Origin of the sequence: Streptomyces tanashiensis (genome assembly GCF_014648895.1) — a bacterium.
Classification (GTDB): Bacteria; Actinomycetota; Actinomycetes; order Streptomycetales; family Streptomycetaceae; genus Streptomyces; species Streptomyces tanashiensis.
Map to the genome: position 1 here is coordinate 17,030 of NZ_BMRZ01000024.1, position 17,023 is coordinate 34,052.

21 protein-coding genes and 1 pseudogene are annotated in these 17,023 nt (G+C 71.2%); 17 read left to right on the plus strand and 5 right to left on the minus strand.

Annotation, left to right across the window (positions count from 1 at the left end; genetic code table 11):
* Nucleotides 1-15: 15 nt before the first annotated feature.
* From IE237_RS37895 to IE237_RS37905, 3 genes are all read right to left on the minus strand, one after another.
* Nucleotides 16-1,098 carry a S1C family serine protease gene (locus IE237_RS37895; RefSeq protein WP_189806757.1) on the minus strand — a complete coding sequence of 361 codons (1,083 nt, stop codon included), beginning with the start codon at nt 1,096-1,098 and terminating at the stop codon, nt 16-18.
* 203 nt (nt 1,099-1,301) lie between these two features.
* Nucleotides 1,302-2,330 (minus strand): LacI family DNA-binding transcriptional regulator, encoded by a 1,029-nt coding sequence (locus IE237_RS37900; RefSeq protein WP_189806758.1) that lies wholly within the window; start codon nt 2,328-2,330, stop codon nt 1,302-1,304.
* Between the two features lie 24 nt (nt 2,331-2,354).
* Nucleotides 2,355-3,164, minus strand: a complete 810-nt coding sequence (locus tag IE237_RS37905) for a response regulator transcription factor (RefSeq protein WP_189806759.1) — start codon at nt 3,162-3,164, stop codon at nt 2,355-2,357.
* 234 nt (nt 3,165-3,398) lie between these two features.
* On the opposite strand from IE237_RS37905, the gene IE237_RS37910 reads away from it, so the two are divergent.
* From IE237_RS37910 to IE237_RS37950, 10 genes and pseudogenes are all read left to right on the plus strand, one after another.
* A complete protein-coding gene (locus IE237_RS37910) occupies nt 3,399-4,217 on the plus strand; it encodes an alpha/beta hydrolase (protein WP_189806760.1) in 819 nt (272 codons plus the stop codon).
* Between the two features lie 6 nt (nt 4,218-4,223).
* Nucleotides 4,224-4,517 (plus strand): MoaD/ThiS family protein, encoded by a 294-nt coding sequence (locus tag IE237_RS37915; RefSeq protein ID WP_502267029.1) that lies wholly within the window; start codon nt 4,224-4,226, stop codon nt 4,515-4,517.
* A 10-nt stretch (nt 4,518-4,527) separates the two neighbouring features.
* On the plus strand, nt 4,528-5,673 hold the full coding sequence (locus IE237_RS37920; protein WP_189806761.1) for a hypothetical protein: 1,146 nt from the start codon (nt 4,528-4,530) through the stop codon (nt 5,671-5,673).
* A gap of 107 nt (nt 5,674-5,780) precedes the next feature.
* On the plus strand, nt 5,781-6,467 hold the full coding sequence (locus IE237_RS37925; protein WP_189806762.1) for an LmeA family phospholipid-binding protein: 687 nt from the start codon (nt 5,781-5,783) through the stop codon (nt 6,465-6,467).
* Between the two features lie 195 nt (nt 6,468-6,662).
* Complete coding sequence (locus tag IE237_RS41675) at nt 6,663-6,743, plus strand: putative leader peptide (RefSeq protein WP_350497993.1); 81 nt, start codon at nt 6,663-6,665, stop codon at nt 6,741-6,743.
* A gap of 164 nt (nt 6,744-6,907) precedes the next feature.
* On the plus strand, nt 6,908-7,747 hold the full coding sequence (locus IE237_RS37930; RefSeq protein WP_189806763.1) for a sulfurtransferase: 840 nt from the start codon (nt 6,908-6,910) through the stop codon (nt 7,745-7,747).
* 48 nt (nt 7,748-7,795) lie between these two features.
* Nucleotides 7,796-8,083 carry a DUF1416 domain-containing protein gene (locus tag IE237_RS37935; RefSeq protein WP_017242395.1) on the plus strand — a complete coding sequence of 96 codons (288 nt, stop codon included), beginning with the start codon at nt 7,796-7,798 and terminating at the stop codon, nt 8,081-8,083.
* Between the two features lie 216 nt (nt 8,084-8,299).
* Nucleotides 8,300-10,057 carry a transposase gene (locus tag IE237_RS37940; RefSeq protein WP_189806764.1) on the plus strand — a complete coding sequence of 586 codons (1,758 nt, stop codon included), beginning with the start codon at nt 8,300-8,302 and terminating at the stop codon, nt 10,055-10,057.
* Between the two features lie 4 nt (nt 10,058-10,061).
* Nucleotides 10,062-10,325 carry a DUF3099 domain-containing protein gene (locus IE237_RS37945; RefSeq protein WP_189806765.1) on the plus strand — a complete coding sequence of 88 codons (264 nt, stop codon included), beginning with the start codon at nt 10,062-10,064 and terminating at the stop codon, nt 10,323-10,325.
* A gap of 92 nt (nt 10,326-10,417) precedes the next feature.
* A pseudogene (locus tag IE237_RS37950) lies at nt 10,418-10,516 on the plus strand (DUF3099 domain-containing protein); the annotation flags it as partial.
* A 103-nt stretch (nt 10,517-10,619) separates the two neighbouring features.
* On the opposite strand, the gene IE237_RS37955 reads toward IE237_RS37950, so the two are convergent.
* Nucleotides 10,620-10,982, minus strand: a complete 363-nt coding sequence (locus IE237_RS37955) for a DsrE family protein (RefSeq protein WP_189806766.1) — start codon at nt 10,980-10,982, stop codon at nt 10,620-10,622.
* A gap of 103 nt (nt 10,983-11,085) precedes the next feature.
* Here IE237_RS37955 and IE237_RS37960 point away from each other — a divergent pair, with 103 nt between their 5' ends.
* The 6 genes from IE237_RS37960 to ygfZ all read left to right on the plus strand — a co-directional run bounded on the left by IE237_RS37960 (nt 11,086) and on the right by ygfZ (nt 15,818).
* A complete protein-coding gene (locus IE237_RS37960; protein WP_229843972.1) occupies nt 11,086-11,901 on the plus strand; it encodes a hypothetical protein in 816 nt (271 codons plus the stop codon).
* Nucleotides 11,902-11,918: 17 nt separating this feature from the next.
* Nucleotides 11,919-12,722 carry a hypothetical protein gene (locus tag IE237_RS37965; protein ID WP_229843974.1) on the plus strand — a complete coding sequence of 268 codons (804 nt, stop codon included), beginning with the start codon at nt 11,919-11,921 and terminating at the stop codon, nt 12,720-12,722.
* Nucleotides 12,719-13,564: a hypothetical protein gene (locus IE237_RS37970; protein ID WP_189806768.1), complete on the plus strand. Its 846-nt coding sequence runs from the start codon at nt 12,719-12,721 to the stop codon at nt 13,562-13,564. The genes IE237_RS37965 and IE237_RS37970 overlap by 4 nt, the downstream gene beginning before the upstream one ends.
* Before the next feature lie 225 nt (nt 13,565-13,789).
* Nucleotides 13,790-14,362 (plus strand): heme-binding beta-barrel domain-containing protein, encoded by a 573-nt coding sequence (locus IE237_RS37975; RefSeq protein ID WP_189806769.1) that lies wholly within the window; start codon nt 13,790-13,792, stop codon nt 14,360-14,362.
* Nucleotides 14,363-14,404: 42 nt separating this feature from the next.
* Nucleotides 14,405-14,842, plus strand: a complete 438-nt coding sequence (locus IE237_RS37980; RefSeq protein WP_189806770.1) for a Fur family transcriptional regulator — start codon at nt 14,405-14,407, stop codon at nt 14,840-14,842.
* Between the two features lie 10 nt (nt 14,843-14,852).
* A complete protein-coding gene (ygfZ, locus tag IE237_RS37985; RefSeq protein WP_189806771.1) occupies nt 14,853-15,818 on the plus strand; it encodes a CAF17-like 4Fe-4S cluster assembly/insertion protein YgfZ in 966 nt (321 codons plus the stop codon).
* Between the two features lie 2 nt (nt 15,819-15,820).
* Here the strand turns inward: ygfZ and dtd are convergent, their stop codons facing one another.
* The gene (dtd, locus tag IE237_RS37990; RefSeq protein ID WP_189806772.1) at nt 15,821-16,246 is read right to left on the minus strand and encodes a D-aminoacyl-tRNA deacylase; all 426 of its coding nucleotides are present in this window, start codon (nt 16,244-16,246) and stop codon (nt 15,821-15,823) included.
* A gap of 139 nt (nt 16,247-16,385) precedes the next feature.
* On the opposite strand from dtd, the gene IE237_RS37995 reads away from it, so the two are divergent.
* Nucleotides 16,386-17,000: an RsiG family protein gene (locus IE237_RS37995; protein WP_189806773.1), complete on the plus strand. Its 615-nt coding sequence runs from the start codon at nt 16,386-16,388 to the stop codon at nt 16,998-17,000.
* Nucleotides 17,001-17,023: the final 23 nt, after the last annotated feature.

Genomic DNA, 17,023 nt, shown 5'->3' on the forward strand with positions numbered 1-17,023 from the left:
CCGCCCGTGCGGCGTTCAGCTGCCGCCGCCCGAGCGGAGGCCGTCCAGGTCGGCCTTCACCGTGTCGACCGGGATCGCGAATCCGAGGCCGACGCTTCCCGCGGTGGAGCCGCTCGAAGAACTGGGCGAATACATGGCCGAATTGATTCCGATGATCTCGCCGTTCATATTGATCAACGCGCCGCCGGAATTCCCGGGATTGAGCGAGGCATCGGTCTGGATCGCCTTGTACGTGGTCTTCGAGGAGCCGGTGTCGCCGTTGAACTGCTGTCCGCCGAACTCGAACGGCCAGCCCTGCCGCGGGTCCCACTGCTGCTGACCCTGCTGCTGCTCCTGGCCGTCGTCGTCCTTGGCGACGGTCACGTCCCGGTCGAGCGCGGAGACGATGCCGCTCGTGACGGTGCCGGTCAGACCCTCGGGGGAGCCGATCGCGACGACCTCGTCGCCGACCCGCACCTTCGAGGAGTCGCCGAGCGTGGCGGCCTTGAGCCCGGAGGCGCCCTGGAGCTTGATCAGCGCGAGGTCCTTGTCGGGGTCCGTGCCGACGACCTCGGCCTGGTACGTCTTGCCGTCGCTCAGCTGCACGGTGACGGAGGACGCGCCGGAGATCACGTGGTTGTTGGTGACGATCTCGCCGTCGGAGGTGATGATCACGCCCGAGCCGGTGGACTTGCCGGCGTTCGAGGTCGCGGAGATCTCCACGATGGAGGGGGAGACCGCCTCCGCGACCCCGGCGACGGTGCCCCGGCTGCTCGCCGAGACGTTGGTGCCGCTCACGGTCGAGGAGGAGGCGGTGGTGGCCGGGTCGGAAGAGAGCTGCTGCACCAGCGTCGCCGTGCCGCCGCCGACCGCCGCGGCCGCGATGGCCACGGCCGCCATGAGCCCGACCCCGCGCCTGGCGCGGCGGCGCGGCGAGGGGACGGGAGCGGGGACGGTGGCGACGAGGGGCGGGTCCACCGGCGGCGGCACGTGACCACCCGAGGGCCAGATGGTCGTGCCCGCCTCGGTGGTGATCGGCTGCGTCGGCTCGTACGGCGGCCTCGGCGGGTGCGGTGGGTAGTACGGCTGCTGCGGCTGCTGCTCCTGGAAGTCCGTCATGGGTATGACTCTCGGAGCCGTACATGAGAGCCGTCTGAGGAGCGGCTGAGAAGCCCGACAGAAGCCTGTATGCCCGATATAAAGACTCCTGCGGGGTCGCTCGGTCGGCCGGACTCCTGTGGGACCCGCTCGGTCAGCCGGGTTCCGTGGGGCCGCTCTGCCGGCCGGACTCCTCCGGGACCCGCCCGCTCGGCCCGGGCCGGTCAGCCGCCGTCGCAGCCGCAGGAGCTGCGGACGACCAGAGCCGACGGGAAGAGCTTCACCCGCTCGCGGCGCGAGCCCGAGACGCGGACCGAGTCGTCGAGGACCAGGTCCACGGCCGCCCGGGCCATGGCGGGGCGGTCCGAGGAGATCGTGGTCAGCGGCGGATCGGTGAGCGCCGCCTCCTTCACGTCGTCGAAGCCCGCCACCGCCAGCTCCGACGGCACCTCGATGCGCAGCTCACGGGCGGCCCGGAGGACACCGAAGGCCTGGTCGTCGGTGGAGCAGAAGATGGCCGGCGGCCTGTCGGGGCCGGACAGCAGCTTCAGCGCGACCTGGTAGGCGTCGTAGCGGTTGTACGGGGCCTGGAAGAGACGGCCCTCGATCGAGAGGCCCGCCTCCAGCATGGCCCGCCGCCAGCCCTCCTCGTGGTCGGCGACCGGGTCGCCGACGGCCGGGGTGTTCGGGATGCCGCCCATGCAGGCCACGTACGGGTGGCCGTGCTCCAGGAGGTGCCGGGTGGCGAGCTGGGCGCCGCCGATGTCGTCGGTGACGACGGCGACGTCGTCGATCGCCTCGGGCCGCTCGTGCAGCAGCACCACGCGGGCGTCCCAGGCCTCGATCTCGCTCGCGGCCTGCTCGCTCATGCCCTGGCTGACCAGGATCAGTCCGGAGACCCGCATGCCGAGGAAGGCGCGCAGGTAGTGGATCTCGCGCTCGGTGCGGTAGTCGGAGTTGCCGACGAGGACCATCTTCCCGCGCTCGGCGGCGGCCTGCTCGACCGCGTGCGCCATCTCGGCGAAGAACGGCTGCCGCGCGTCCGGGACGATCATGCCTATGAGGTCGGTGCGCCGCGAGGCCATCGCCTGGGCCACCCGGTCGGGCCGGTACCCCAGCTCCTTGATGGCGGCGAGGACACGCTCGCGCGTGGCCGGGGCGACCGGCCTGGGTCCGTTGTTGATGACGTAGCTCACGACCGCGGTAGAAGTACCTGCAAGTCGAGCTACGTCATCCCGCGTCACCTTGGCCACGCGCGGCAGTCTACGCGGGGGGACCTACCTACCGGCAGGTCGCACTGTGGCATCCGCCACGTTCCTGTCCTCCGCGAGGGTGACGTCCTCCGTGGCTCCCTTGACGCGGGCGCTCGCGCGGGCCTCCTCCTTGGCACGGGCCTCCTCCGCCGCCCGCTCGACCTTCTCGGGGGTGACGAAGCGGTAGCCGACGTTCCGGACGGTGCCGATGAGCGACTCGTGCTCGGGGCCGAGCTTGGCCCGCAGACGCCGTACGTGGACGTCGACCGTACGGGTGCCGCCGAAGTAGTCGTACCCCCACACCTCCTGGAGGAGTTGCGCGCGCGTGAAGACCCGGCCCGGATGCTGCGCCAGGTACTTGAGCAGCTCGAACTCCTTGAAGGTCAGGTCCAGCACCCGGCCCTTGAGCTTCGCGCTGTACGTGGCCTCGTCCACCGACAGGTCGCCGTTGCGGATCTCCATGGGGGAGTCGTCGGAGACGATCTGCTGGCGGCCCATCGCGAGCCGCAGCCGCGCCTCGACCTCGGCGGGGCCCGCCGTGTCGAGGAGGACGTCGTCGATGCCCCAGTCGGCGGTGACGGCCGCGAGACCGCCCTCCGTGACGACGAGGATCAGCGGACAGCCGGGCCCGGTGGAGCGGAGCAGCTGGCAGAGCGACCGCACCTGGGGGAGGTCGCGCCGGCCGTCGACGAGGATCACGTCCGCGCCGGGGGTGTCCACGAGGGCGGGGCCCTCGGCCGGGGCGACCCGGACGTTGTGCAGCAGCAGGCCGAGTGCGGGGAGCACCTCGGTCGACGGCTGGAGGGCGTTCGTCAGGAGCAGCAGAGAACTCATCGCGCCGCTCCTGCCTCGGTCGTCGGTCCGTCGGTCGTAGGTCCGTCGTGCGTCGTCGTTCGCTCGTCCATGACGTCGGTTCCTCCTCGGTCCCTGCGAGGACGTCTATGTGTGCTCACGTGTGGCTCTCGCGCCCTGAGAGCTTTTGTTCATCCATCCGTAACAACGGTCGGAAAACACAAAAGGACCCGGGGGCTGCGTTGCCCGGATCCTCTGGCAAGCAGAATAGCCCACATGAGTTCCGAGGCAGAGGGTCGATTTCACATCCTGGATGTTTCCTCGCTCACTTCCGTCCACCGCCCTATGACCCGGCGCGCAATGCTGCGTACCGATGACGGTGTCCGGATCGAGGCGGTTTACGAACCCTCACGGGCAAGTGTCACCGATACGGCGGTCGTCCTCGCCCACGGCTTCACCGGGTCGGCCGACCGGCCCGCCGTCCGGCGCGCCGCCCGCGTCCTCGCGGAGCGCGGCGCGGCCGTCGTCACCTTCTCCTTCCGCGGGCACGGCCGCTCCGGCGGCCGCTCCACCGTCGGCGACCGCGAGGTCCTCGACCTGTCCGCCGCCGTCCGCTGGGCCCGTGAGCTCGGCCACGCGCGCGTGGCGACGCTCGGCTTCTCCATGGGCGGCTCCGTGGTCCTGCGCCAGGCGGCGCTGGAGCATGGGACGGCCGGCCGCGCCGACGCGGTCGCCGCCGTGTCCGCGCCCGCCCGCTGGTACTACCGGGGTACGGCCCCGATGCGCCGCGTCCACTGGGTGGTCACCCGGCCGGCGGGCCGCCTCGTCGGGCGGTACGGCTTCGGCACCCGGATCGACAGCAGGGCCTGGGACCCCGTGCCGCTGTCCCCCGTGGAGGCGGTCCCGCTGATCGCGCCGACCCCGCTGCTGATCGTGCACGGCGACCGGGACGCGTACTTCCCCCTCGACCACCCGCGCATGCTGGCCGCCGCGGGCGACGCGGAGCTCTGGCTGGAGCGGGGCATGGGCCACGCCGAGAACGCCGCCGACGAGCAGCTGCTCGCCCGGCTCGGGGACTGGCTCACGCGCGCATAGCCCATGATGGGGGGCGGCGCGCACACGAACGAAGGGAGCGCCGCTATGGCAGCGGGAACCATCCGCTACTGGGCCGCGGCCAAGGCCGCCGCCGGTGTCGCCGAGGAGCCGTACACCGCCGGGACCCTGGCCGAGGCCCTCGACGCCGTCCGGGCGAAGCACCCGGGCGAGCTCGTCCAGGTCCTCAAGCGGTGCTCGTTCCTGGTCGACGGCGACCCCGTCGGGACCCGGAGCCATGAGACGGTACGGCTTGCCGAGGGCGGCACGGTCGAGGTGCTCCCCCCGTTCGCAGGAGGGTGAACCCCACAGCATGAGCAACGACCAGTACTACGGCGGGCAGCAGTACGACCCGTACGCGAACGGGCAGCAGAATCCCGCCGACGTCACACAGACGTGGGAGGGCCAGACCTGGGACACCCAGTACCAGCCGGCCGTCTCGTACGACCAGATCCAGGCCGCGCAGGCAGCCCAGGCCGCGCAGCCCCAGCCCCAGGCTCCCGTGGGCCACGGGAGCCAGGCGGACGCCTACCCGCAGCCGTACGAGCAGCAGTACGCGTCGCACGGCGGGCCCGCCGCGTACTACGCGGAGCCCGTGGCCGAACCCGTCGCCGAGCCGGCAGCCGCCCCCGCGGCCCCGCCCGCCCCCGCGGCCGACGCCGGGCCCGCCTACTCCTCGCCCACCACCTCCGGGAACACCCGCGTCACCGACGCCCAGCGCGCCCGTGCCGAGGGCCGCTCGCCGATCATCGACCCCGGCATGCAGCCCGCCGTCCTCACCGCCCTCCTCGGCCTGCTGCTCGCCGGCGGCGCCTCCCTCGGCTCGTACGGGCTCCTCCTCCCGCTCGTCCTGCTCCAGGGCCTCACCGCCGCCGGCTGGTTCCGGCTCAACGGCATGTGGCCCGCCCGGCAGGGCATCGCCCTCGCCTTCCTCGGCGGCCTCGTGGCCGACGCCGCCCTCCTCGCCACCGGCCGGGAGCACGCGGCCGCCGCGATCCTGGGCACGCTCGGCGTCTGGGTGCTGCTCTGCCTCGTCCTCCAGCTGCGCAGCCACGCCGACCCCGACGAGCGGATGTACGGCCTGATGGCCACCATCGCCTCCGCCGCCCTGACCGTCGTCGCCACCGGGCACCTCGGCGCCGCCCCGGACGCGGTGGTCGTCGGCGGGATCGCGGTCGCCGCCGCCGTCCTCGCCCGGGCGCTGCCGCTGCCCGGACCGGTCTCCCTGGTCGCCGCCCTGCTCGCCTCGGCGGGCGCCGGGATCGCCGCCGGCGGCTTCACCGACCTCGGCACCTCCGGCGCGCTCCTCGGCCTCGGCGCCGGCGTCTGCGCGCTCGTCGGCCTGCGGGTGGCCGCCTACGACTACCCGTCGCGCTTCGTCCACATGACCGCCGGCGTCGCGCTGCCGCTCACCGCCGCCGCGCCCGCCGTCTACCTGCTGGGCCGCGCGCTGGCCTGACCCGCGGTCCTTCCCGCCCGGGGAACCAACCGGCCCTCCGACACGTCGATCTTCGTGTCGGGGGGCCGGAACTGTTACAGGAACCAAAACGGGGGGACGCTCAGCCCATGCGAGCACTGCGGATTCTTCTGATCGTGGCCGTCGTGCTGGGCGGGGCCCTCGTCGGGATCGACCGGCTGGCCGTGTCGTACGCCGAGTCGGAGGCGTCGAGCCGGGTGAAGCTCTCGGCCACGAAGAGCGACTCCATCGAGGTCGACATCAAGGGCTTCCCCTTCCTCACCCAGGTCGCGGACAAGCGGTTCGACGAGGTCGACGTGAAGGCGACCGGCGTCACGGCGACGGCGGGCGACAAGGACATCCGGGTCGGCGAGCTGACCGTGGCCCTGCGGGACGTGGCCGTGACCGGCGACTGGGCGGGCGCGAAGGCCGGATCCGCCAGCGGCACCGCCCTCATCTCGTACGCGGACCTCACCGCCGCCTCCGACCGCGAGGCCACCGTCGCCTACGGCGGTGACGGCAAGGTCAAGGTCACCGGCGGCGTGAAGATCATGGGCCGCACGCTGACCCGTTCGGTGCTCTCCACGGTCACCGTCGTGAACGGCGACACCATCAAGGTCCGCGCCGACGAGGTGCCGGGCGCCGGCATCCCGGGCGTGGAGGAGCTGGTCCGTGAGCGGACCGACTTCGAGCGTCCGATCGGCATGATCGCCGGCATGAAGGTGGAGAAGGTCGAGCCGCGCCCGGAGGGCCTGGCGGTCATCGTGACCGGCAAGAACGTCGTCCTGGCGGGCTGACGGGCCCCTCGGAGGCCGTGTTTTTCACATGCTGAGACACGGCCGTCCGATCCGCAGATGGCGAAGCGGACACCTGGGTGCGGAGGCGTCCGGAGCCGACGCGCACCGTGATCGCGTCTCGCATCTCGGACGATCGCGTCTCAAAATACGACACACCGGTGACACGGCCGCCTGTCCGTCCCTACGATCGAGGGCATGAAGCGACAGGCGGATCTCACGAAGCGGCGGGCAGTAGACCTGTGCCGCGTCGCCGCCATGCTCTGTCGCTCAGTCTGAGCGGGACGCCAACTCCCGTATTCCTCAGGCCCGTTGAACTCTTTCGGGCCACCCAGTGCAGCCGTACGCACGTCCGATGTCCGTACGCACGCGACGACGCGTACCGCACCGCACACCCGCACCACCGCAGCACACCCCCGCACACTGCCCCGGAGGAGAACAGCATGGCTCGCAGCGACGTACTGGTCGACGCGGACTGGGTCGAGGCCAACCTCGACAACCCGCAGGTCGCGATCGTCGAGGTCGACGAGGACACCTCGGCCTACGAGAAGAACCACATCCGCAACGCCATCCGTATCGACTGGACGAAGGACCTGCAGGACCCGGTCCGCCGCGACTTCATCGACCAGGAGGGCTTCGAGAAGCTCCTCTCGGCCAAGGGCATCGCGAACGACACCACGGTCGTCCTCTACGGCGGCAACAACAACTGGTTCGCCTCCTACGCCTACTGGTACTTCAAGCTCTACGGTCACCAGGACGTCAAGCTCCTCGACGGCGGCCGCAAGAAGTGGGAGCTCGACTCCCGCGACCTCGTCGCCGAGGTCCCGGCCCGCCCGGCCACCGAGTACAAGGCCAAGGCCCAGGACGCCTCGATCCGCGCCTTCCGCGACGACGTCGTGGCCGCGATCGGCGCCCAGAACCTGGTCGACGTCCGCTCGCCCGACGAGTTCTCCGGCAAGCTGCTCGCCCCGGCGCACCTCCCGCAGGAGCAGTCGCAGCGCCCCGGCCACGTGCCGAGCGCCCGCAACATCCCGTGGTCGAAGAACGCCAACGACGACGGCACGTTCAAGTCGGACGACGAGCTCAAGGCCCTCTACGAGGACGAGCAGGTCGACCTGGCGAAGGACACCATCGCCTACTGCCGCATCGGCGAGCGCTCCGCGCTGACCTGGTTCGTCCTGCACGAGCTGCTCGAGGTCCCGAACGTCAAGAACTACGACGGCTCCTGGACCGAGTACGGCTCCCTCGTCGGCGTGCCGATCGAGCTCGGCGCCAACAAGTAACCCCGGACCTCCCTCCTCCGGACCCCTCGACCGTAAGGACAGAACGACATGTGTGGAGCGCAGCCCGGCGGCCCCGACGCCTCGACGATCAAGCCCGGTGAGACCACCATCCAGGGCTTCGTGACCAAGGACGGCGAGCCCGTCACCGGTTACGTCCGCCTCCTGGACTCGACCGGCGAGTTCACGGCCGAGGTCCCGACCTCCGCCACCGGCCAGTTCCGCTTCTACGCGGCCGAGGGCACCTGGACCGTCCGCGCCCTGGTCCCCGGCGGCACCGCCGACCGCCAGGTCGTGGCCCAGAAGGGCGGCCTGGCCGAGGTCGCCATCGCGGTCTGACCGCCTGACGCGTCCCCCGCGCCACTCGGCGCCGGGGACGCCCACCGAACGGCCGGAGGGCCGTGCCTCCTGGGGGGTTGGACGCCCTTTTTCACCCAGGCAATCGAGGCACGGCCCTTCGTGCCATGTGCGCGTGATGACGAATCGGCCGAATGTGTGACCTTCGTGCATCCGGCTCGTTGAGATATTCGACGAGCACGTGATCGGAGGTGGGGCATGGCCGAGCGTTCGGCATCCGGGCTGCGGGTACTGGCACCGCCGCGCCTGGTCGCGCCGACCGGAGCGCTGTCCGTGCGCACCAGGCTGCGCCTGTCCGGCCGCGACGCCGTGGTCCTCCGAGAACTGGCCGAGTATCTGTCAGGGCTGGCGGCGCGCGATCTTGCCGAGCGGGTGGCGCTGGGAACCCGTCACACGGCAGCCGATTTCGCCCGGCGCAAACGCGAGTTGAGTGCTCTCACCTCCTCGCGGTGGGCGGGCACGATCACACGTGGTTCGAACGAGCAGTGGCAGCTCGCCCGGCGGGCGCAGGCGGCGCATCTCGCGTCCCTCACGACCGAGATCGAGTCGATCGAGCGGCGTCTGGCCATTCCGACAGGCGGTCGGGACGCGGAATCGCGGGTCAAGGGATATGCGACGCGGCGGGTGCGGGCGGCCAAGCAGCAGCGACTCCACGGGCTTCGCGCCCGTACCGCCCGGGTTGCCGCGGATGCGGCGGCCGGCTGGGTGCACGTGGTCCGCGGAGGCAAGGACCTCCTGCGTCAGCGGCTGCACCTGGACCGTTCAGGGCGGTCTCTGCAGGACTGGCAGGACCGCTGGTGGGAAGCGCGGAACCGGATCGAGGCGGACGGAGAGGCCGGGAAGACGTACGGGAACCAGACCCTGCGGGTCGGACCCGACGGCGTCGTCGTGGTCAAACTCCCCGCGGTGATCGCGGAGCGCCATCGGGAGCAGTGCGACCGCTTCGGTCGCTACACCTTGGACGCGCGCTGCCGATTCGCGTATCGGGACGCCGAGTGGCGCTTGCAGGTCGAGGCGCATCGGGCGGTGGGCTACACGATTCGCTTCGATGCCGGTCGGTGCCATCTGACTGCCTCCTTCACCCGGGTGATCGCCCCTTTACCGGTGGGCGGGGACGATGACGCGAGGCTGGTCGCGGCCCTGGCCGGCGGAGTGCTGGGTATCGATCAGAACGTGGACCACCTGGCGTTCTGGCGCCTGGACCCTCATGGAAATCCCGTGGGCCGGCCAGGCCGGGTCGACATGAATGCCGAGGGGGCGACCTCCCGTCGTGACGCCCTGGTACGGCATGCCTGCAGCACCCTGATTCGCGCGGCTAGGAGCTGCGGCGCGACTGCCCTGGTCGTCGAGGACCTGGGATTCGTCACCGGTCGTGAGCAGTGCGGGTGGTCTGGGCGGTCGGGCAGGAGGTTCCGGGCGCAGGTGGCCGGTCTGCCGCATGCGCGGTTCACGTCCCGACTGGTGGTGATGGCACATCGCGCCGGGCTGGCGGTGATCGTGGTGGATCCCGCGTACACCAGCCGCTGGGGTGCCGAGCACTGGCAGAGAAGTACAAGCACCAGGCGTGTGAAGACGTCCCGGCACGAGGCTTCGGCCGTCGTGATCGGGAGGCGCGGCCAGGGACTGGGCGCGCGGCGCAGGGCAGAGAAGTCCGTACCCCGCAGGCAGACGGAAGAGGTCGGGCGGTCGCGCGTAGAGCTGCGCCGCCCGGCTGGTACGGAGACCCATCGCGCGGCCGCGTGGCGCTTTGATTCCGGTTCCGGCCGCGCACTGAGGATCGCCGATGGTCCGGAGGACGGCGTACGGGATGCGTCGGGCCGACGGACGGTGACAGCGGTCCAGGTCGCTCAGGACCGTTCGGGGCGACCCGCCGACGACCCTTCGGGCGGCGGTGTGAAGGGACGGTTGGACGCCTTATCCAGCTCTGTCCGCATCCGGGGTGCGGTCGTACGCTGAAGGTGTGTACGCGCGACGTCGCCACGTCTATTTCTGGATGATGGGCGCCTGCCTGGTCCTGTTCGTGGGCGCCTGGGCCGTCGTGCGGCTCTTCTCGATGCCGGTCGCCATCGGCATGTGCGTCGTCGCCATGGTCATCCCCCCGGTCGCCGCGATGGTCGCGAACCGCAGGGGCCCGGAGGATCGCTGGTGGGACGATCCCTCGGGTGATCCGCAGTCGGACGAGTGGTGGGACGAGCTCGACGGCAAGAAGCGCCGGGAGCGCTGAGGGTGCGGGGGTGCCCCGGAGTCGTCGGACGGAGTCCGGCGCAGCGGGGCGAAGCCTGGGAGGCCCCCTGGGGCCGAGCAGTGCGAGTGGCGCGTGGGGGATGGGGCCGCTGGTGGGACGATCCCTCGGGTGATCCGCAGTCGGACGAGTGGTGGGACGAGCTCGACGGCAAGAAGCGCCGGGAGCGCTGAGGGTGCGGGGGTGCCCCGGAGTCGTCGGACGGAGTCCGGCGCAGCGGGGCGAAGCCTGGGAGGCCCCCTGGGGCCGAGCAGTGCGAGTGGCGCGTCGAGAAGGTCAGTAGACGAGGGCCTGGGTCTCGTCGGTCATCGCTTCCTGGACGAAGAGCTGGGCGCCGGCGATGCGGATGCCGTCCAGGACGTCCTTCTCCGTGATCTCGCGGCGGGCCGCGCACTGCGTGCAGAGCGTGATGCGGCCGGCCGCCAGGATCGAGTCGATCAGGTCCGGCAGCGGCGCGGCGTGAGGGAGTTCGAACTCCGCCGCTCGGCCGGGGAGGGCGAACCAGGAGGACTCGCCGGTCAGCCAGAGCGAGACCTCGACGCCGCTGGCGACGGCGACGGCGGCCACCGTGAAGGCCTGGGAGCAGCGTTCGGGGGCGTCGGCCCCTGCGGTCACCTTGATCACGAGCTTCTTCGCCATATGCCGAACTGTAATGCGCGGCCATGCAACCTCATGCGCCCCTTGCGTGTCAGCTGTGTGCGCGGGTGAGGGAATCCGCGATTCAGGTCTCGTGGGGGGACTCTTGAGTATCGAAGAAAGTATCCAAAATACGGATACAGCATCACCGTCCGAGCCGGAGACGGTCGCGGAAACCGCGCCTCCGGTCCGGCCGCCGCGCCGCCGTGCCCTCCGTACCGTCGGGCTGATCGCCGTCGCCGCCGTCATCGGCCTCGTCGGCGGCACCGCCGTCGGCTACGGCATCCAGGCCGACCGCGAGCCGACCGCTCTCCCGCCGCTGAACCAGCAGGGCCTCGCGTACCCGGCGAAGGCGCTCCCGAAGGGGCAGACGCCGGAGCCGCTGCCGGCGAAGGACGACCGCCAGGCGAAGGCGCAGGGCGATCTGCGGAAGCTGCTGCTGCCGAAGCCCGCGGGGGCGAAGAAGAGCGAGTTCGGCCCCAGCGACGGCTGGATGCCGGTGTACGAGTTCGCCTCGCAGTTCAAGAAGCCGGGCAACGCCCTCGACTACCAGCTGGGCCTCGGTGTCCGCCGGGTCGCGGCCGCGGCCTGGACGGTCGGCGAGTACAGGTCGACGGAGATCCGGCTGATCCAGTACCGCGCGAACGACACCCTCGGCGCGCAGGAGTACGTCGAGGACCAGCAGGCCTACATGCCGGAGGAGGACTTCGCCCGCAGCGAGGGCAAGGAGCTCAAGGGCTCGTCCGACGGCCGCTACTACCTCTTCCCGGTGGAGCGGAAGGCCGGCTACCTGGACTACTACGAGGCCAGGGCCTATTTCCACCGCGGTGACATCGCGGTGGAGATCTTCGTCGGGGACACCGAGAAGATCTCCGAGAAGGACATCCGTTCGCTGGCCGAGCGACAGCTGGGGCGCCTGTGAGTGAGGACCGGAACGACGTGACCGAGCCCGTGGTGGCCGAGGAGCCGGCGGTGCAGAAGCGGGGTGTCCGGCGGGTCCTGCTCGGCGTCGTCCTGCCGTCCGTGGTCGTCCTCGGCCTGGTCGGCGGCGGCGTCACCTACACCGCCGTCACCGTCTCCTCCGCCGACCGCACCGCGCCGACGCAGCTGTGGGGAGCCGAGGAGAAGGCCGAGGAGGGCAAGGACCCGGCCACCGCCCTGGCGCGCGGCAAGGCCGGCACGCCGCTGAGCAAGCTGCTGCTGCCGCTGCCGGAGGGGTACGAGTTCGGCCCCGACGAGGAGCTGTACGGGAACGACGGCGAGCTCGGCGCCGCCGAGGCGACCGCGCTGATGAAGCAGACGGGCGAGGGGCTCTCCGGGAAGAAGCGGCGCGCCTTCGAGAAGGAGGTCGACAAGCTCGGCATCCAGGGCATCGGGGTCCGCTCCTTCGCCGATCTGAACAGCGGCGTCGTCGTCACCTTCGAGGTCGCGAGCATGAAGGACAAGAAGGCGATCAAGAACAGCTTCCGGATCCACAGGGAGGTCATGGACGCCCTGGAGGCCCGGAAGGGACCCAAGGTGAAGGACCACCGGAACGCCGTCTGCTACCTGGCCCCCGAGGACGACTCGCTGGACAAGAAGGAGCGGGCCGCGGCGCTGGAGGAGATGATCTGCCTCGCGTACGACTCCGAGGTCCTCGTCACGATGAAGGCGGCGGGCGCCAAGCCCTTCGACAAGGCGGCCGTGGCGAAGCTGCTGACGCAGCAGCTGGACCACATCGCATCCCCGGGGGAGTACGTATGACCGAGCAGATCCTGACCGAGCCCGTCGAGACCGGGACGTCGGTCCCGGCGGAGACGGCGGAGACGGCGCAGTCCGCCGGGCCGAGGAAGTCCCGGAAGCCGCTGCTGTGGGGCATCGTCCGCTGGACCGCCGCCGTGCTCGTCTGCGGCGGGATCGGGGCCGGTACGGCCATGGGGATCACCGCCATGGAGCGCACCGACGTGCCGGGGCTGGCGACCGAGTCCGACGGGCGCTGGGAGTACCCGAGGCTCGCGCTTCCGGCGCTGCCGGAGGGGGCCCTCCGGCCGTACAGCGACGGCAACGACGGCGAGATCCACCACGCCGACCTGCGGAAGCTCCTGCTGCCCGCCCCGGCGGGCGCCACCGTCGACCCGAAGCTGAAGGGCGGCTGGGCCGGGACCGACTCCTACCTGGCGCTGCTGAAGGAGAGCGACCGGGGCACGGTGAAGGAGTACCTGGCCGACTCGGCGCTCCGGCACGTCGCCGCCCGCGGCTGGACCACGCCGGACGGCACGACCACCCGGATCCACCTGCTGCGGTTCTCGTCGGTGGCGTTCGCGGAGGACTTCAAGGACGAGGTCACGCGCGAGGTCTCCAAGAGCAGCCGGCTGCCGCTCGGGGTCGAGGCGGTGAAGATCGACATGTCCGTCCAGGACGTCGCCGTGCCGGACCTCTCGGTCTACGCCTACCAGGAGGAGAAGCCGTACGGCCCCGAGCAGACCCGCTGGGCCTACATCCAGGCGGGGGACACCTTCGGTGTGGTCACCCAGACCCGGAAGGGCGGGACGCTCACGGTGCCGTTCCAGCAGACGGTCGCGCTGCAGTCGCAGCTGCTCGGCTGATCATCCGCGAGACCCACCTCACCGAGTGGGCCGGACCCCCGCCCACTAAGCTGGGGTCCGGCCCGTTCCGCCTTCACCGCTCAGTCGAGGAGCACCCCGTGATCGTTTTCTTCGAAACTCTCCTGGTCCTGGTCGCCGTCGGCGTGATCGCCTTCGCCGGTCTGACCGTGAAGAAGCTGTACCAGGGCCAGCGGTAACCACTTCTAGAGAACGCCAGAGCTGCTCATGATCGAGATCCCGTCCGACCTCAACCCGGACCTCGTCCCCCTCGCGTTCCTGCTCGGTACGTGGGAGGGCGCGGGCGTCTCCGACTTCCCCGGCGCCGAGAAGTGCAACTTCGGCCAGTCCGTGACGTTCAGCCACGACGGCCGTGACTTCCTCGAGTACCACTCGCACTCCTGGGTCCTGGACAACGAGGGCAACAAGGTCCGTCCGCTGGAGAGCGAGAGCGGCTACTGGCGGATCGACAAGGACCGCAAGGTCGAGATCGTCATGGTCCGTGACCAGGGCATCGTCGAGATCTGGTACGGCGAGCTCGCCGACCAGAAGCCGCAGATCGACCTCGCGACGGACGCCGTCGCCCGGACCGCGGCCTCGGGCGAGTACAGCGGTGGCAAGCGGCTCTACGGCTACGTGAAGAGCGACCTCATGTGGGTCGGCGAGAAGGCGACCCCGGAGGTCCCGCTCCGCCCCTACATGTCGGCGCACCTGAAGAAGGTCGTGACGCCGGAGGAGGTCGCGGAGATGGCCCGCAACCTGCCCGACATGCCGGACGACGGCATCGCCTTCTTCCGCTAGACGACTGGGGGTGGCACGCCGCGCCCTCCTACACTGGAGGGCGTGGTGAGCACCGACTGGAAGAGTGACCTGCGGCAGCGCGGCTATCGGCTGACGCCGCAGCGCCAGCTCGTGCTGGAAGCCGTGGACAAGCTGGAGCACGCGACTCCGGACGACATCCTCGTGGAGGTCCGCAGGACGGCCTCCGGGGTGAACATCTCCACGGTGTACCGGACCCTGGAGCTCCTGGAGGAGCTCGGGCTGGTCAGCCACGCGCATCTGGGGCACGGGGCCCCGACCTATCACCTCGCCGACCGGCACCACCATCTGCACCTGGTCTGCCGGGACTGCTCCGAGGTGATCGAGGCGGACGTCGAGGTGGCCGCCGAGTTCACCGGGAAGCTCCGTGAGACCTTCGGGTTCGAGACGGACATGAAGCACTTCGCGATCTTCGGCCGCTGCCGGGACTGCTCGAACAAGGACGCGGCCGCCGGGTCGTAGGCTCTTCTGTATGAAGAGCCCTCTGTTGTCCCTGCCCGGCGCCGTCCCCGCCGAAGGCCGCGACGAAGGTGTCGCCGCGCACTACGGCGACCTGTTCCGCGAGCAGCGCGCCCTCTCCGAAGGCAACGGCTTCGTCGACCTCTCGCACCGGGGCGTCGTCGCCGTCTCCGGTGACGACCGGCTGAGCTGGCTGCACCTGCTCGTCACCCAGTACATGACCGAGCTGCCGCCGGGGCAGGCCACCGAGGCGCTCATCCTCTCCGCGAACGGGCACATCGAGCACGCCCTGTACCTCGTCGACGACGGCGAGACGGTGTGGGCGCACGTCGAGCCGGGGACGCGCGAGGAGCTCGTCGCGTACCTGGAGTCGATGAAGTTCTTCTACCGGGTGGAGGTCGCGGACCGCACCGAGGACCTCGCGGTGGTGCACCTGCCGGCCGGGTCCATCGCGGAGGTGCCCGAGGGCGTCGTCGTACGGGAGACCCCGCACGGGCGCGATCTGTTCCTGCCCCGCGCCGATCTGGAGTCCTTCGCGGCCTCGCACGGGCCGGCCGCCGGGATCCTCGCGTACGAGGCGCTGCGGGTCGAGGCGCACCGGCCGCGGCTCGGTTTCGAGACCGACCACCGGACGATCCCGCACGAGGTCGGCCTGATCGGGAGCGCCGTCCATCTCCAGAAGGGCTGCTACCGGGGCCAGGAGACCGTCGCCCGGGTGCAGAACCTGGGGAAGCCGCCGCGCCGTCTGGTCTTCCTGCACCTGGACGGCAGCGAGGTGCTGCTGCCCGGTCACGGCACCCCGCTCCGGCTCGCGGCCGACGGCGAGGAGGGCCGCCAGCTCGGCTTCGTGACGACCGCCGTCCGGCACCACGAGCTCGGGCCGATCGCCCTGGCGCTGGTGAAGCGGAACGTCCCCGTGGACGCCCCGCTGATCGCCGGCACGACGGCGGCCGCGCAGGAGACCGTCGTCGAGCCGTAGGACTACACGTCCAGAAGCACCGTGAACGGGCCGTGGTTCGTGAGCGAGACGCGCATGTCCGCTCCGAAACGGCCCGTCTCCACGTGGGCGCCCAGGTGGCGGAGCTGGGCGACGACCTCGTCGACGAGGGGTTCGGCGACCGGGCCGGGGGCGGCGGCGTTCCAGGTGGGGCGGCGGCCCTTGCGGGCGTCTCCGTAGAGGGTGAACTGGGAGATGACGAGCAGCGGCGCGTTCACGTCGGAGCACGACTTCTCGCCGTCCAGCACTCGGACGGACCAGAGCTTTCTGGCCAATTGGGCGGCCTTCTCCGGGGTGTCGTCGTGGGTCACCCCGACCAGCACACACAGCCCTTCGCCGGTGATCTCACCGACGGTCTCCCCTGCGACGACGACGCTCGCGCCGTCGACCCTCTGCACCACTGCTCGCATGCGCACCAACCTACCGAGCGGGCCGCGGGCCGAAGGACGAGGGGCCGAACGGGTGCAGAGCGCCTGCACGCGCGCGTGCAGGAGTGGCACCATGCGTGTCAGGCGGTGCGGTTCCGCACCGGTCGAGGGGACGATTCTCATGAGTGCACCTGGCACCGGACCGACGCCGTCCGGTCCCGTACCGCTGATCCGCTCCGGAACCAGGGGCGGAGGACCGGGCGGAGGACCCGTGACGCGCCCACCCGTGCAGCGGACCGCCGAGCCGGCGGACCGGACGCAGCCCGACCTCGGCACGCTGCGGCTGCCCGAGCTGCGCGCCCTGCGCCGGGACGCGCAGAGCGACGAGGCCGATCTGAGCTATGTGCGCCGGATGCTCCAGGGCCGGATCGACATCCTGCGGGCCGAGCTGGCGCGGCGGACCGATCCGGAGGCCCCGGTCCTCGACCGGCTCTCCGAGATCCTCGCCGACGTGCCCTCGCGGCACCGCAGCTCCGCCCGGCACGTGACGCTGTCGACGCCGCGCGGCGAGGAGTACCGGCGGCTCGCGGCCGAGATGCTGTCGGAGGTCGAGCTGTCGGACCTGACGGCCCGCACGGACGACGAGCTGCACGCGGCGATGGGGCGGCTCGCGGGGTACGAGCAGCAGATCTCGCGGCGCCGGCAGCATCTCCAGCGGACCGCCGACGACTGCAGCGCGGAGATCGCCCGCCGCTACCGGGAGGGTGAGGCGCAGGTCGACGACCTGCTGGCCTGAGCCTCCCGGGGGCGGGGGAAAGT

What these genes read in the sequence shown, in the direction of transcription:
- IE237_RS37895 (WP_189806757.1), bottom strand. Translation starts at nt 1,098, where the DNA reads ATGACGGACTTCCAGGAGCAGCAGCCGCAGCAGCCGTACTACCCACCG.
- IE237_RS37905 (WP_189806759.1), bottom strand. Translation starts at nt 3,164, where the DNA reads ATGAGTTCTCTGCTGCTCCTGACGAACGCCCTCCAGCCGTCGACCGAG.
- IE237_RS37910 (WP_189806760.1), top strand. Translation starts at nt 3,399, where the DNA reads ATGAGTTCCGAGGCAGAGGGTCGATTTCACATCCTGGATGTTTCCTCG.
- IE237_RS37915 (WP_502267029.1), top strand. Translation starts at nt 4,224, where the DNA reads ATGGGGGGCGGCGCGCACACGAACGAAGGGAGCGCCGCTATGGCAGCG.
- IE237_RS37920 (WP_189806761.1), top strand. Translation starts at nt 4,528, where the DNA reads ATGAGCAACGACCAGTACTACGGCGGGCAGCAGTACGACCCGTACGCG.
- IE237_RS37925 (WP_189806762.1), top strand. Translation starts at nt 5,781, where the DNA reads ATGCGAGCACTGCGGATTCTTCTGATCGTGGCCGTCGTGCTGGGCGGG.
- IE237_RS41675 (WP_350497993.1), top strand. Translation starts at nt 6,663, where the DNA reads ATGAAGCGACAGGCGGATCTCACGAAGCGGCGGGCAGTAGACCTGTGC.
- IE237_RS37930 (WP_189806763.1), top strand. Translation starts at nt 6,908, where the DNA reads ATGGCTCGCAGCGACGTACTGGTCGACGCGGACTGGGTCGAGGCCAAC.
- IE237_RS37935 (WP_017242395.1), top strand. Translation starts at nt 7,796, where the DNA reads ATGTGTGGAGCGCAGCCCGGCGGCCCCGACGCCTCGACGATCAAGCCC.
- IE237_RS37940 (WP_189806764.1), top strand. Translation starts at nt 8,300, where the DNA reads ATGGCCGAGCGTTCGGCATCCGGGCTGCGGGTACTGGCACCGCCGCGC.
- IE237_RS37955 (WP_189806766.1), bottom strand. Translation starts at nt 10,982, where the DNA reads ATGGCGAAGAAGCTCGTGATCAAGGTGACCGCAGGGGCCGACGCCCCC.
- IE237_RS37970 (WP_189806768.1), top strand. Translation starts at nt 12,719, where the DNA reads ATGACCGAGCAGATCCTGACCGAGCCCGTCGAGACCGGGACGTCGGTC.
- IE237_RS37975 (WP_189806769.1), top strand. Translation starts at nt 13,790, where the DNA reads ATGATCGAGATCCCGTCCGACCTCAACCCGGACCTCGTCCCCCTCGCG.
- ygfZ (WP_189806771.1), top strand. Translation starts at nt 14,853, where the DNA reads ATGAAGAGCCCTCTGTTGTCCCTGCCCGGCGCCGTCCCCGCCGAAGGC.
- dtd (WP_189806772.1), bottom strand. Translation starts at nt 16,246, where the DNA reads ATGCGAGCAGTGGTGCAGAGGGTCGACGGCGCGAGCGTCGTCGTCGCA.
- IE237_RS37995 (WP_189806773.1), top strand. Translation starts at nt 16,386, where the DNA reads ATGAGTGCACCTGGCACCGGACCGACGCCGTCCGGTCCCGTACCGCTG.